The organism is Selenomonas sp. oral taxon 478 (genome assembly GCF_001189555.1).
Lineage (GTDB): Bacteria > Bacillota > Negativicutes > Selenomonadales > Selenomonadaceae > Centipeda > Centipeda felix.
This window is the reverse complement of the sequence record NZ_CP012071.1, coordinates 134,824-148,479: the sequence shown is the minus strand read 5'-3', so window position 1 is coordinate 148,479 and position 13,656 is coordinate 134,824. Positions and strand designations below refer to the sequence as shown.

At 54.8% G+C, this 13,656-nt stretch carries 9 protein-coding genes, 2 rRNA genes and 1 riboswitch; of the genes, 9 read left to right on the top strand and 2 right to left on the bottom strand.

Annotated features, from left to right (window positions below):
* Positions 1–37 precede the first annotated feature (37 nt).
* Both ADJ74_RS00755 and ADJ74_RS00750 read right to left on the bottom strand, forming a co-directional pair.
* Complete coding sequence (locus ADJ74_RS00755; protein WP_050341132.1) at positions 38–598, bottom strand: hypothetical protein; 561 nt, start codon at positions 596–598, stop codon at positions 38–40.
* A gap of 9 nt (positions 599–607) precedes the next feature.
* The gene (locus ADJ74_RS00750; protein ID WP_050341130.1) at positions 608–1,696 is read right to left on the bottom strand and encodes a dipeptide epimerase; all 1,089 of its coding nucleotides are present in this window, start codon (positions 1,694–1,696) and stop codon (positions 608–610) included.
* 144 nt (positions 1,697–1,840) lie between these two features.
* On the opposite strand from ADJ74_RS00750, the gene ADJ74_RS00745 reads away from it, so the two are divergent.
* The 9 genes from ADJ74_RS00745 (at position 1,841) to ADJ74_RS00705 (ending at position 13,593) form a co-directional block, all read left to right on the top strand.
* The gene (locus ADJ74_RS00745; protein ID WP_050341128.1) at positions 1,841–3,007 is read left to right on the top strand and encodes a DUF819 domain-containing protein; all 1,167 of its coding nucleotides are present in this window, start codon (positions 1,841–1,843) and stop codon (positions 3,005–3,007) included.
* Positions 3,008–3,128: 121 nt separating this feature from the next.
* Positions 3,129–4,004: a glucose-1-phosphate thymidylyltransferase RfbA gene (rfbA, locus tag ADJ74_RS00740; protein WP_050341125.1), complete on the top strand. Its 876-nt coding sequence runs from the start codon at positions 3,129–3,131 to the stop codon at positions 4,002–4,004.
* Positions 4,005–4,013: 9 nt separating this feature from the next.
* Positions 4,014–4,574 carry a dTDP-4-dehydrorhamnose 3,5-epimerase gene (rfbC, locus tag ADJ74_RS00735; protein WP_050341123.1) on the top strand — a complete coding sequence of 187 codons (561 nt, stop codon included), beginning with the start codon at positions 4,014–4,016 and terminating at the stop codon, positions 4,572–4,574.
* Positions 4,575–4,619: 45 nt separating this feature from the next.
* Positions 4,620–4,718: riboswitch (TPP riboswitch) on the top strand.
* A gap of 129 nt (positions 4,719–4,847) precedes the next feature.
* Positions 4,848–5,669 (top strand): hydroxyethylthiazole kinase, encoded by an 822-nt coding sequence (gene thiM / locus ADJ74_RS00730; RefSeq protein ID WP_050341121.1) that lies wholly within the window; start codon positions 4,848–4,850, stop codon positions 5,667–5,669.
* 60 nt (positions 5,670–5,729) lie between these two features.
* On the top strand, positions 5,730–6,389 hold the full coding sequence (gene thiE, locus ADJ74_RS00725; protein WP_172664493.1) for a thiamine phosphate synthase: 660 nt from the start codon (positions 5,730–5,732) through the stop codon (positions 6,387–6,389).
* Between the two features lie 13 nt (positions 6,390–6,402).
* Positions 6,403–7,206, top strand: coding sequence for a bifunctional hydroxymethylpyrimidine kinase/phosphomethylpyrimidine kinase (gene thiD / locus ADJ74_RS00720; protein WP_050341119.1), 804 nt, complete (start codon positions 6,403–6,405; stop codon positions 7,204–7,206).
* Positions 7,207–7,209: 3 nt separating this feature from the next.
* Positions 7,210–8,397, top strand: coding sequence for a putative hydroxymethylpyrimidine transporter CytX (cytX, locus tag ADJ74_RS00715; protein WP_050341117.1), 1,188 nt, complete (start codon positions 7,210–7,212; stop codon positions 8,395–8,397).
* Positions 8,398–8,704: 307 nt separating this feature from the next.
* Positions 8,705–10,248, top strand: a 16S ribosomal RNA gene (locus tag ADJ74_RS00710).
* A gap of 410 nt (positions 10,249–10,658) precedes the next feature.
* Positions 10,659–13,593: ribosomal RNA gene (locus ADJ74_RS00705) — 23S ribosomal RNA — on the top strand.
* Together the 16S and 23S rRNA genes form the textbook arrangement of a ribosomal RNA operon.
* Positions 13,594–13,656: the final 63 nt, after the last annotated feature.

The window sequence follows — 13,656 nt, the reverse complement described above, 5'->3', positions numbered from 1 at the left end:
CCACGAACGAATGAAAAGAGTATCTATCAGCGATTCTCTAGTGAACAGTGCCGCTAAGTGTCATTGGCAGCGTATGCGACGCTGATGCTGCGGCACGAAGGTCCGCGGGGGACTTCTTCGCCCATACGGCAGCGACTTTCTTTTGGAAGGCAAGCATCGAGAGCGGTGCATTTTTTTGTGTGCGTACGTTTTGTCGGATGATGTCCGCGAACGCCTCGGGCACACGCGCCGTCCGCTGTGCGAGGAGCAGCTTGAGCTTCGTATCGACGAGATAGAGATGGATGGTCGGATCGGCGAGGCTCTCCTCGTCCGGCATCAGTTCCTCTTTGACGAGGGCAAGGGAGAGCGGCGCGTCGCCCCAGCCGTCCTTGAAGATGCCGTCGATACGATAGAGGAAAAAGAGTATGCCGTCCGCCTCGGTGAGCGCCAGCTCGATCTCGCCCGTGCGAAATGCCTCCACAGCAATGGCATCCGTGCGCGAGAGCTGCAGCAGAAACATCATCCCGTTTTTATCCGCTTGAAACATACCGCCGTCTGCTTCGGCGCGGATGGGCAGGGGGAACGGTTCGCCGACGGCGAAGTTGGTCGATGTACTCATGCGATCTCCTTACAGCATCTTCAGTCCGGCCACACCCTTGATGCCAAGCCCCGGTGCGGTGGAGGCAGTGATGTCCTTCTCGTTGAACTGTGCACCGCCCTCAATCGGATCCTCGCGGCAGAGCACGGGACCGTCAAGGTCGATGCGCGTGACAATTTTTTTTGCGCAGGCGAGTGCCACAGCGGCATTGACGGAGATCTTTGCCTCGAGCATACAGCCGAGCATACACTCCATGCCGTAGATCTCTGCGGCAGCGATGATCTGCTGGGCGGGGTAGAGTCCGCCGCATTTCATCAGCTTGATGTTGACCATGTCAGCGGCGTGGAGCTGCATGATGCGCAGCGCATCGGCGGGGGAGAAGACAGCCTCGTCGGCGAGGACGGGAACGTCGCTCTCTCTCGTGACGTAGGCGAGTCCGTCAATGTCGGCGGCAGCGACAGGCTGCTCCACCAGCTCGATATCGAGCCCCTTCTCTGCCATCTGGGCGAGGATGCGGACGGCCTCGCGCGGACGCCATGCCTGATTGGCGTCAATGCGGATGCGCACGTCTTTGCCGACCGCGTCGCGGACGGCGACGAGACGGGCGACATCGAGCGAGGGATCAATTCCTACCTTGATCTTGAGCGTGTCGTAGCCGCGACGGATGGCATCGCGTGCGTCGCGCGCCATCTCCTCGGGCGCATTGACGCTGATCGTGATGTCGGTCACGATGCCGTCCCTTGCTCCGCCGAGCAGTTTGTGTACGGGGATGTTCCAGAGCTGCCCGTAGAGATCGTAGAGCGCCATATCGACAGCGGCCTTTGCCGAGGTATTGTGGATGAGTGCGGTCTGCACATTACGGATGAGATCCTCGAACTCGTTCACGTCCCGTCCGATCAGCAGCGGGGCAAGGTGCGTGCGGATCGCGTCGATGATGCCGCCCGTCGTGTCACCCGTCACGACGCCCGTCGGCGGTGCCTCGCCATAGCCTGTTGCACCCGTATCGGTACGGATGAGAACGATGACATCCTCGACGCTGTCCACGCGGCGGCGTGCTGTTTTGAACGGAACACGCAGGGGGACAGAAAGCATGCCCAGTTCGACGTTCGTAATTTTCATGGGAATCCTCCTTTTGTATACAGAATTCTTTCATAAAAGAGAGCGCTATAGGAAAGAAGTCCATTGTATCTCTTTATTGGTTTATTATATAATCGAGACTATAATTCTTCAAGGAATTATATATCATCGAAGGAGTGTATTGTCATGATTACGGATGGATTCACCTATGTTGCTGTGCTTATCCTCCTCGCAGGCGGGCTGGTAACGCTTGAGAAGGGGACCGGCTGGGCACTGTTCCGCTATCTTCCCGCTGTCGTCCTCGTCTACCTCATTTCCATGCTGCTCTGCACGTTCGGCACATGGGATATGGCGGCGACAAAGCCCGCCTACGGCGCACTGAAGAACTCACTGACGTATGCGATGGTCTTTACCATGCTGCTGCGCTGCGACATCCGCAAGGTGCTGAAGCTTGGCCCACGGATGCTGCTTGGCTTCTTCTCCGCGTCACTCACAATCATGATCGGCTTTATTGTCGCCTATCTGGTGATGAAGGGGCTGATCGGTGTCGACTCGTGGATGGCACTCGGCGCGCTCTGCGGCTCATGGCTTGGCGGCTCGGGCAATATGGTCGCCGTACAGGCGGCGCTCGGCGTGTCAGAGGCGGATATGGGCTATGCCCTCGTGGTGGACTCCATCGACTACTCCATCTGGGTTATGTTCCTGCTCTGGCTCATTACGCTCGCCGCACGATTTAACGCGTGGAACAAGGCAGATACAACACAGCTCGATGCTGTCTCGCGCAGCCTTGAGGAGGATGCCAAGCTGAACACGGGGAAGATCACATTCCAGAGCATCATCCTCCTGCTCGGCGTCGCTCTCGTTGTCTCTGCACTCGGTGCGAACGTCGGAAAGACGCTCAATGCAGCCGTACCGTTCTTTGACAAGGCAACGTGGACGATTCTCTTTATCACGGTGCTCGGTCTGATCGGCGCTGTCTCGCCGCTCGGACGCGTGGCGGGCTCGGCGGAGATCTCGAATGTACTCCTCTACTCCGTGATTGCCCTCCTCGCATCGCGCGCCTCCCTGCTGGAACTGGGCGATGCACCGTACTGGATTTTGACGGGGTTCATCATCCTCGGTGTTCACTTTGTCCTCATGTTCTTCCTCGCACGGCTTTTCCACCTCGACATGTTCACGGCGTGCGTGGCTTCACTCGCCAATATCGGCGGGACGGCATCCGCGCCTGTGCTTGCCGGCACCTACTCGGGCTCACTGGTTCCCGTCGGCATCCTCATGGCGCTGATGGGTTACGTGATCGGCACACCGTTCGGCATTCTCGTCGCGCATATTATGGAAATGTTTGCGGGGTAAATCTCATATCACGGATCAAAGGCATGCAGAAGGATTCACTTTCTGCGTGCCTTTTTTATGAAGGAGATCTGTCTGCATTGTCGAATTAGAACATCATGAATCTTTTTGAAGAGGTGACGGAATGATCAAAAAGGGAATCATCCTGGCAGGCGGCTCAGGGACGCGCCTTTATCCGCTGACGAAGGTCGTATCGAAGCAGCTCATGCCAATCTACGACAAGCCGATGATCTACTATCCGTTGAGCACGCTCATGCTTGCGGGCATACGGGACATCCTCATCATCACGACGCCGAGCGACAGTGAGCTCTATCAGAGCCTCCTCGGTGACGGGAGCCAGCTCGGTATCGCCATCTCGTATGCCGTACAGCCAAGCCCTGACGGACTGGCACAGGCATTTCTGATCGGTGCAGACTTTATCGGCGGCGAGGGATGTGCGCTCGTGCTGGGGGACAATATCTTCTACGGCTCGGATTTTGCACAGGTACTTCAGCAGGTGGTACGGCACGACACGGGGGCAACCGTGTTCGCCTACTATGTGTCCGATCCTGAGCGGTACGGCGTCGTCTCCTTTGACGCGGACGGAAAAGCACTCTCGCTGGAGGAAAAACCAAAGCAGCCGAAGTCCAACTACGCTGTGACAGGACTCTACTTCTATGACCATGACATCGTTGACATCGCGGGCGCAGTACGCCCGTCGGCACGTGGGGAACTTGAGATCACCGATGTGAACATCGCCTATCTTACGGCGAAAAAACTCCGTGTGGAGCGGCTGCGGCGCGGCTATGCATGGCTGGACACGGGGACGCATGAGTCCCTTCTGTCGGCGGCGACATTCGTCCAGACCATCCAGGCGCGTCAGGGACTGAAGATCGCCTGCATCGAGGAGATCGCCTACCGCATGGGCTATATTGATGCCGAGCAGGTGCTCCGTCTCGCAGAGCCACTGGCAAAGAACGAATACGGTGTGTATCTGAAACGCATTGTGGATGAAATGTAGAGGGATAGCATGAAAGTCATTGAAACGGCACTGCCCGGCGTTGTCATCATAGAGCCGCAGGTATTCGGCGACGCGCGCGGCTGGTTTATGGAGAGCTGGTCGGCAAAAAAAATGGAGGATGCGGGGATTCATGTCGCATTCGTGCAGGACAATCACTCCTTTTCGGCACAGAAGGGGACACTGCGCGGCCTGCACTATCAGCTGAACCCCATGGCGCAGGCGAAACTCCTGCGTGCCTCGCGCGGTGCGATCTTCGACGTTGCCGTTGACATCCGCCGCGGCTCCCCAACCTATGCACAGTGGGTGGGGGTGGAGCTCTCTGCGGAGAACTATCGCCAGCTCTTCATCCCGCGCGGCTTTGCCCACGGGTTCATCACGCTGACCGACAATGTGGAGGTGCAGTATAAGGCGGACAATCTCTATGCACCGGACTGTGACGGCAACATCCGCTGGGATGACCCGGCAATCGGTGTCGCATGGCCGCTCACACCAACCGTCCTCTCGGAGAAGGACGCCGCCGCTCCGCTCCTTGCAGAGCGCAGTGAATTGAACTTTGTCTATGAGGGATAGTATAGTGATTCCCTAAGTTGACACAGCATGGAAGAAGTACTATAATAAAAGTACAAGGGGAGCCGAAAGGCTGAGAGTGGATTCGATCCTGACCCATAACCTGATTTGGATAATGCCAACGTAGGGAAATAGGCCTTTATTTTTAAGCGCATTTGAGCGTCATCCATTTCATTTTGGGTGGCGCTCTTTTTGTGCAGGCAGGCCTCGTAAGGCGGATTGTGTGTGATTCGGACGGAACAGGCTGGGAAAGCGACGCAGCAGGAGGAAACAGTCATGCTGGAAAGCTATTTGGAAAATGTAAGAGAGAATGCACCGCTCGTGCATAACATCACCAACTATGTGACCGCAAATGATGTGGCGAATGCCATTCTGGCGGTTGGTGCAAGCCCCATCATGTCGGATGAGCCGGAGGAGGCCGCCGACATCACACGAATTTGTGACGGGCTGAACATCAATATCGGCACACTGCACCAGCAGTCCATCCGCGCGATGCATCTGGCCGGAAAGCATGCCATGGAGCTTGGGCATGCACTGCTTTTGGATCCGGTAGGCGCGGGCGCATCGAAGCTGCGCACCGAGACGGCAGCCGCTCTTATGGAGGAACTGCACTTTACGGCAATTCGCGGCAACATATCGGAGATCAAGGCACTATGTCTTGGCAGCACGACGACAAAGGGAGTGGACGCAGATGCTGCGGATGCGGTCACTGAGGCGAATCTGGCGGACATGATCGAATTTGCAAAGTCGTGTGCCCAATCATGCGGGAGTGTTATCGCCATTACCGGTGCCATTGATTTGGTCGCTGACGCAGAGGCTTGCTATGTCATCCACAATGGGCGCAAAGAAATGAGTAGCATTACGGGAACGGGGTGTCAGCTCTCCGGTGTAATGACTGCTTTTCTGGCGGCAAATCCTGGACATACGCTGGCGGCTGCGGCCGCCGCTGTTGCTGCGATGGGACTCGCCGGCGAGATTGCGATGGAGTATATGACAGAAGGTGATGGAAACGCCACATATCGGAATCGAATCATCGACGCGCTCTATCATATAACAGCGGAGCGTATGCATCGAGGAGAAAGGATCGAAATCCGATGATACGGCAGCGCGTGCAGACGAAGGCTCCATGCGAAACGAGCAGGGACGACAGGAAAGAAGATGAATGAAATGGCTGTGAGGAAAGAAGACCTTCTCCTATACGCGGTGACCGATCGTCGCTGGCTGCATGGGGGAAGACTGTATGATGCGGTAGAACGTGCGCTGCAAGGAGGTGTGACATTCCTTCAGCTGCGTGAGAAAAGCGCAGGGACAATGCCCCGCGCTTCCTTGCTGCAAGAAGCACGGGAGCTTCGCTTGCTTTGCCGGCGTTATCGTGTTCCCTTCGTTATTGATGATGATGTGGAGCTGTCCATGGCAATCGGCGCCGATGGCGTCCACGTGGGACAGAGCGATATGGAGGCAGGTACAGCCAGACGACGCATAGGGAAGGACAAGATTCTCGGCGTTTCGGTACAGACGGTAAAGGAGGCAAGGATTGCCGCAGAGTGCGGTGCCGATTACTTGGGGGTGGGAGCTGTATTTCCTACCAACTCCAAGGAAGATGCAGAGATCGTTCGTTATGAGACGCTGAAAGAAATATGCTCTGCGGCAGCCGTTCCCGTTGTCGCAATCGGCGGCATCAACGATGAAAACGTCATGCAGCTTGCCGGCAGCGGTATTGCGGGAATTGCCGTTATCTCAGCGATCTTTGCCAAGGAGGATATCCGCCTTGCAGCGCAGCGCCTGCTGCACAAGGTAAAAGAAGCAACGGGCAGATAGGGAGGAAAACGGGATGAAAACTGTACTGACCATCGCCGGAAGTGACTCCAGCGGGGGAGCCGGCATTCAGGCCGACCTCAAAACAATGACGATGAACGGTGTGTTTGGCATGAGTGCCGTGACAGCACTCACCGCCCAGAACACATGCGGTGTGCGCAGCATTTTGAATGTTTCCCCGGAGTTTCTGGGGCAGGAGCTGGATGCCGTTTTTTCAGATATTCGGCCGGATGCAGTGAAAATCGGCATGGTATCTGATGGGGCGCTGATCCGCATCATTGCAGATCGCCTAACCCATTATGCGGCGGAGCACATCGTGCTGGATCCGGTCATGGTTGCCACCAGCGGGGCAAGACTGATTGAGGAGAAGGCGGTGGAGACATTGACGGATCTTTTGATTCCGCTTGCCGAGGTGATTACGCCGAACATTCCGGAGGCAGAGGTTCTTAGCGGGCTTGCGATCACAACGGAAGCGGATATGCGTGAGGCTGCCGCATCCATAGCAAAGACCTTTGGCTGCAGTGTTCTCGTAAAGGGAGGGCACAGTCACAATGATGCCAACGACCTCCTTTATGAGCGAGGGACGGTTACGTGGTTTCAGGGAAGAAGAATCGACACACACAACACGCACGGTACGGGCTGCACACTATCCAGCGCGATTGCCGCAAACCTCGCCAAGGGCTTTGACCTGCATGAATCCGTAGGTCGGGCAAAGGAATATGTTTCCGGAGCCTTGGCAGCTATGCTTGACCTCGGAAGGGGCTCTGGTCCCATGAATCACGCATTCGACTTGCACGGCAGGTTTTCAGAGGGGATGTAAAGGATGAATGAGAAAGCAAAAAGGCGTAATTTGTTTGGACATGGCTTGCTCTGGTTCGGTGCGGGCGTCTCTATTGCGGAAATTTTGACAGGGACCTATCTGGCACCACTTGGATGGGAAGCAGGCATGACAGCAATTGTGCTGGGGCATCTGATTGGCGGTGTCCTTTTTTTCCTGACCGGGCTGGTCAGTGCCAGAAGTGGAAAAAGCGCCATGGAAACGGTGAAGATGGCCTATGGCCGCTATGGCGGCGCATTTTTTGCGATGCTGAACGTGTTGCAGCTCGTTGGCTGGACAGGCATTATGATTTATGATGGAGCTTTGTCCGCCACGGGCATCTGGCCGATAGGAAACTGGGTCTGGTGCGTGGTGATTGGCGCACTGATTGTACTGTGGATTGTGGTGGGAGTCAGAAATTTTGGCCGGATGAATACCATCACGATGACAGCACTCTTCATCCTGACGGTGATCATGTGCATTGTTATTATGGAGGAGACCGGTACAGCACCTTTCTCGTCCGAGGTGATTTCCTTTGGAGCCGCACTGGAACTGTCAGTGTCCATGCCGCTTTCGTGGCTGCCTGTGGTCGGCGATTACACAAAGGACACCGAAGAGCCGGTCAGGGCGGCTCTTGTCAGCACGCTTGTATACGGTCTCGTAAGCAGCTGGATGTTTTTGATTGGCATGGGCGCGGCAATTTTGGCGGGAACCGGTGACATCGCCCAGATCATGCTTCGCGCAGGGCTTGGCACGGTGGGACTCCTTATTATTGTGTTTTCCACGGTCACCACAGCATTCTTGGATGCCTTCTCCGCCGGGATTTCTGCGGAAGCTGTGCGGACGGCTATGGGACCAGACGGCGAGGGAAAAGGGAAGCAGATGGCCGTATTTGCGGCGACAATTGGGACAGTGGCGGCCATTCTCTTTCCTATGGATGACATTACTGGGCTTTTGTATATGATTGGATCCGTCTTTGCCCCCATGGTTGCTGTTCTGCTCGGAGCGTTCTTCGTTCTGAAAACGGATGCTCAGAACAAGGCGTGTGATTGGCGTAACATATTCGCGTGGTTGGTGGGATTCCTCATCTATCGACTGCTTATGGATGTTGATTTGCCCATTGGATACACACTGCCGACGGTCCTCATCACGTTCGCGCTATCCGTTGGGCTGAATAAGTGCGTCAAAGCGTAGGTACATCTTTTTTGACGAAAAGCGAAAAAAACGAAAAAGAGGGGTTGACGGGACTGGTGGCGTGTGTTATATTATGACAGTCGCGCCGATGAGAGCGGCGGGCGAGCGAAAGCAAGCCCGAGCACTAGAGCGGCGCAGGATGTACCCTGAAAACTACACAATGCAAAACAGTTAGATTTCGAATTTTCAAATCTAACAAGCCAGATGCAACATCGTTGTGAAGGTGGAAACACCTTCGGTCAACGAACACAATTCTTTTACAAGAATGACATTTTGAGCCAACAGGCTCTCAGATAGACTACGGTCTTTTATGGAGAGTTTGATCCTGGCTCAGGACGAACGCTGGCGGCGTGCTTAACACATGCAAGTCGAACGGGATGATCTTAAAGCTTGCTTTTAGAGAATCTAGTGGCAAACGGGTGAGTAACACGTAGACAACCTGCCGACAGGATGGGGACAACATTCCGAAAGGAATGCTAATACCGAATGAAGTCAGAGGAGGGCATCCTTCTCTGATGAAAGATGGCCTCTGAACATGCTATCACCTGTTGATGGGTCTGCGTCTGATTAGCTAGTTGGTGAGGTAACGGCTCACCAAGGCGACGATCAGTAGCCGGTCTGAGAGGATGAACGGCCACATTGGGACTGAGACACGGCCCAGACTCCTACGGGAGGCAGCAGTGGGGAATCTTCCGCAATGGGCGCAAGCCTGACGGAGCAACGCCGCGTGAGTGAAGAAGGTCTTCGGATCGTAAAGCTCTGTTGACGGGGACGAACGTGCCTAGTGCAAATAGTATTAGGTAATGACGGTACCTGTCGAGGAAGCCACGGCTAACTACGTGCCAGCAGCCGCGGTAATACGTAGGTGGCGAGCGTTGTCCGGAATCATTGGGCGTAAAGGGAGCGCAGGCGGGCCGGTAAGTCTTACTTAAAAGTGCGGGGCTCAACCCCGTGATGGGAGAGAAACTATCGGTCTTGAGTACAGGAGAGGAAAGCGGAATTCCCAGTGTAGCGGTGAAATGCGTAGATATTGGGAAGAACACCAGTGGCGAAGGCGGCTTTCTGGACTGCAACTGACGCTGAGGCTCGAAAGCCAGGGGAGCGAACGGGATTAGATACCCCGGTAGTCCTGGCCGTAAACGATGGATACTAGGTGTGGGAGGTATCGACCCCTACCGTGCCGGAGTTAACGCAATAAGTATCCCGCCTGGGGAGTACGGCCGCAAGGCTGAAACTCAAAGGAATTGACGGGGACCCGCACAAGCGGTGGAGTATGTGGTTTAATTCGAAGCAACGCGAAGAACCTTACCAGGCCTTGACATTGACTGAAAGCGCTAGAGATAGTGCCCTCTCTTCGGAGACAGGAAAACAGGTGGTGCATGGCTGTCGTCAGCTCGTGTCGTGAGATGTTGGGTTAAGTCCCGCAACGAGCGCAACCCCTGTTCTTTGTTGCCATCACGTAAAGGTGGGCACTCAAAGGAGACTGCCGCGGAGAACGCGGAGGAAGGCGGGGATGACGTCAAGTCATCATGCCCCTTATGGCCTGGGCTACACACGTACTACAATGGAACGGACAGAGAGCAGCGAACCCGCGAGGGCAAGCGAACCTCAAAAACCGTTTCCCAGTTCGGATTGCAGGCTGCAACCCGCCTGCATGAAGTCGGAATCGCTAGTAATCGCAGGTCAGCATACTGCGGTGAATACGTTCCCGGGTCTTGTACACACCGCCCGTCACACCACGGAAGTCATTCACACCCGAAGCCGGCGCAGCCGTCTAAGGTGGGGAAGGTGACTGGGGTGAAGTCGTAACAAGGTAGCCGTATCGGAAGGTGCGGCTGGATCACCTCCTTTCTAAGGATTAAGATGAACTACGGTTCACAATCTTAGGTCGGTCATTTGGCTAAAGTTTTGCATTGTCTAGTTTTGAGGGCGCATCTACTGGAAACCAACGATTTGTTGGATAGTCGATGAAGCTCTTATTGTTCACTGAAAACTGCACAGAAGAAACAAGAAAATCTAAACATGGGAGATATGGTGAACTCATGTCACGATATTTTCCACACTGAAAGATTTTCCCAAGCAAATTAGGATAAAGCGAAAATACCTTAATCACTAAGATGAGTTCTGCGCCAATGTGAGATTGACGCCGAAGATTCTGCCGAATGCAAGGAGGCACAAGGAAACGTAGTTCGCTACGTTGACTGAGCCGACACAGCAGACGGTAGGATATGCGGTGTCCCTAACATCGAAGCGGAACGTTAAGTCAAGTGAAGAAGGGCATACGGCGGATGCCTAGGCGTTTCGAAACGAAGAAGGACGCGATAAGCTGCGATAAGCCATGACGAGCTGCAAGTAAGCTGTGACTCATGGATTTCCGAATGGGGCAACCCGGCAAGAGTAACGTCTTGTCACCCTATCCTAGAGGTAGGGAGAAAACACCCGATGAACTGAAACATCTAAGTAGTCGGAGGAAAAGAAATCAAAGAGATTCCCTGAGTAGCGGCGAGCGAAACGGGAGGAGCCCAAACCGGAGGACTTCGGTTCTCCGGGGTTGCGGACCTGCAACAAACTGGACACTTTAGTGGAAGCATCTGGGAAGGTGCGGCAAAGAGAGTGAGACCCTCGTACACGAAAGAGTGAAAGGCGTGCAGGGATCCAGAGTACCACAGGGCACGAGGAACCCGGTGGGAAGCAGGGTGGACCACCATCCAAGGCTAAATACATCGAAACGACCGATAGCGAAAAGTACCGTGAGGGAAAGGTGAAAAGAACCCCGGGAGGGGAGTGCAATAGAACCTGAAACCGTATGTCTACAAACAGTCGGAGCACTTTACATGTGCGACGGCGTGCCTATTGAAGAATGAACCGGCGAGTTAATTTATGCTGCGAGGTTAAGCGGGAGACGCGGAGCCGAAGCGAAAGCGAGTCTTAAGAGGGCGGAAGTAGCATGGATTAGACCCGAAACCACAGTGATCTATGCATGTCCAGGTTGAAGCTCAGGTAAAAATGAGTGGAGGACCGAACCCGTGCGTGTTGAAAAACGTTGGGATGAGGTGTGCATAGGGGTGAAATGCCAATCGAACGTGGAGATAGCTGGTTCTCCCCGAAATAGCTTTAGGGCTAGCCTCAGGCGAATCACCATAGAGACGGTAGAGCACTGATCGGGCAAGGGGGCGTAAAGCCTACCGACCCCAGTCAAACTACGAATGGCTCATATGGGCAGCCTGGGAGTCAGAATGCGAGTGATAAGACCCGTATTCAAGAGGGAAACAGCCCAGACCGCCGGCTAAGGTCCCAAATGCTGTGCTAAGTGGAGAAGGATGTAGGACTTCGAAAACAACCAGGATGTTGGCTCAGAAGCAGCCACCATTAAAAGAGTGCGTAATAGCTCACTGGTCGAGAGGCCCTGCGCCGAAAATATCCGGGGCTCAAGCACAGAACCGAAGCCGCGGCAGGGTGTACTAAGGTACACACTGGGTAGGGGAGCGTTCTTATCTGGACGAAGGCAGACCGGAAGGACTGCTGGACGGGTAAGAAGTGAGAATGCCGGTATGAGTAGCGAAACGACAGGTGAGAATCCTGTCCACCGAAAGCCTAAGGAATCCCGGGCAACGCTCGTCGTCCCGGGGTAAGTCGGGACCTAAGCCGAGGCGAAAAGCATAGGCGATGGACAACTGGCGAAAATTCCAGTACCGGGCGTCTTCGTTTGAGGATGGAGTGACGCAGGAAGGAAGCTGAGCGCGCGACTGGTAGAGCGCGTCGAAGGCGGTAGGCTGGTATGGAGGCAAATCCCCATACTACAAGGCCGAGAACCGATAGATAGGAAAGACTACGGTCAATCTGAATTCAGCTGCACTACACTGCCAAGAAAAGCTTCTAACGAGAAGACGTCCGCCCGTACCAAAACCGACACAGGTAGGCGGGGAGAGAATCCTAAGGTGCGCGGGAAAACCCTCGTTAAGGAACTCGGCAAAATGCATCCGTAACTTCGGGAAAAGGATGGCCGCTGATGGTGAAGACATTTACTGTTGGAGCTGTTGGCGGCGGCAGAAAAGAGGCCCAAGCGACTGTTTACCACAAACACAGGTGCCTGCGAAAGCGCAAGCTGAAGTATAGGTGCTGACGCCTGCCCGGTGCAGGAAGGTTAAGGAGAGTTGTTATCCCTTGAGGAGAAGCAGCGAACTGAAGCCCCTGTAAACGGCGGCCGTAACTATAACGGTCCTAAGGTAGCGAAATTCCTTGTCGGGTAAGTTCCGACCCGCACGAAAGGCGTAACGATTTGGGCACTGTCTCAACGAGGGACCCGGTGAAATTGAAATACCTGTGAAGATGCAGGTTACCCGCGACTGGACAGAAAGACCCCATGGAGCTTTACTGCAGCTTGGCATTGGTCTTTGGCATATAACGTACAGGATAGCCGGGAGACTGGGAAGATCGATCGCTAGATCGATTGGAGTCACCGTTGGGATACCGGCCTTTATATGCTAAGGATCTAACCGGAATGTTAACAGCATTCGGGACAGTACCAGGCGGGCAGTTTGACTGGGGCGGTCGCCTCCGAAAGAGCAACGGAGGCGTCCAAAGGTTCCCTCAGCGCGGACAGAAATCGCGCGCAGAGCATAAAGGCAGAAGGGAGCTTGACTGCGAGACTGACGGGTCGAGCAGGTACGAAAGTAGGGCTTAGTGATCCGGTGGAAAGAGAGTGGAATTGCCATCGCTCAACGGATAAAAGCTACCCTGGGGATAACAGGCTAATCTCTCCCAAGAGTCCATATCGACGGGGAGGTTTGGCACCTCGATGTCGGCTCATCACATCCTGGGGCTGAAGCAGGTCCCAAGGGTTGGGCTGTTCGCCCATTAAAGTGGTACGTGAGCTGGGTTCAGAACGTCGTGAGACAGTTCGGTCCATATCCATCGCGGGCGTAAGATACATGAGGGAGGCTGCTCCTAGTACGAGAGGACCGGAGTGGACGGACCAACGGTGTACCGGTTGTCCTGCCAAGGGCACGGCCGGGTAGCTGCGTCCGGAAGGGATAAACGCTGAAAGCATCTAAGCGTGAAGCCCGTCCCGAGATGAAGTATCTCATTCCTATAAGGAAGTAAGACCCCTTGAAGAAGACAAGGTAGATAGGCTGGATGTGGAAGCACAGCAATGTGTGCAGCTGACCAGCACTAATCGGTCGAGGGCTTGACTACATTCTAAGGTAGTTTTACCCAATACATTTGCAAGGAAGTTTCTTCTGTGAAGTTTTGAGTGAG